The organism is Bartonella sp. TT29SHDZB (genome assembly GCF_042193395.1).
Lineage (GTDB): Bacteria > Pseudomonadota > Alphaproteobacteria > Rhizobiales > Rhizobiaceae > Bartonella.
The window spans coordinates 1-629 of the sequence record NZ_JBHILQ010000146.1; the positions used below are offsets into that span (position 1 = coordinate 1).

General features: G+C 43.1%; 1 protein-coding gene and 1 pseudogene. Both read right to left on the reverse strand.

All coding sequences use genetic code 11. The features are described from left to right. Window positions 1-98 precede the first annotated feature (98 nt). Window positions 99-350 (reverse strand): hypothetical protein, encoded by a 252-nt coding sequence (locus ACFIJJ_RS10025; RefSeq protein ID WP_375624437.1) that lies wholly within the window; start codon window positions 348-350, stop codon window positions 99-101. Between the two features lie 9 nt (window positions 351-359). Then, window positions 360-629, reverse strand: a pseudogene (locus tag ACFIJJ_RS10030) (hypothetical protein); the annotation flags it as partial.

Consider the following 629-nt stretch of genomic DNA (forward strand, 5'->3'; position numbering starts at 1 on the left):
AATGAAGAGACCATAACAATTATCTACACTCTCTCATAAGCCTGACACTGTCAGTCAAAAAGGACTTTAAAGAAAGAAAATCATACAAGCCTAATAGCCTAGATTTGATTATCTTTCTCTTGTGGTTCTTTTATGAGCTCTACGGGTGCGTCTATTTCTGCCATTTCAGTAGATGAGAGCTGTTTTGTGTTTTCATCAACAATAGGAGGAGAGAACACTCCATCCTTATAAGTCCAGCCGATCTGCGCTTCACTTGAGGGGATAGCTTCACCATCAAAGGCGTGAACATAATCTTCTGAGGCTACAATAATATTTGTTACCACACCATTTTCAACAACTGCATATTTCATAAAAAACTCCTAGATAAAAAATCTCAACAAGATTGCTCCGTCACCACCATTGCCGCCATCTCCACCAGATTTTCCTGGAAAATAGCCACCGCCACCGCCGCTGGTAAAACCATTTCCATCACCACCATTGCCGCCTTTCCCACTGTAACCCCCTTTTGCGATACCATCACTGCAACCACCACCAGCCCCCCCATAAATAGAGCTTCCACCATGTCCAATGTTTGTTTTGTAGACAATAAAGGGGCCGTCGTTACTTCTATAGTATGCGTAGCCACCACC

What these genes read in the sequence shown, in the direction of transcription:
- ACFIJJ_RS10025 (WP_375624437.1), bottom strand. Translation starts at nt 350, where the DNA reads ATGAAATATGCAGTTGTTGAAAATGGTGTGGTAACAAATATTATTGTA.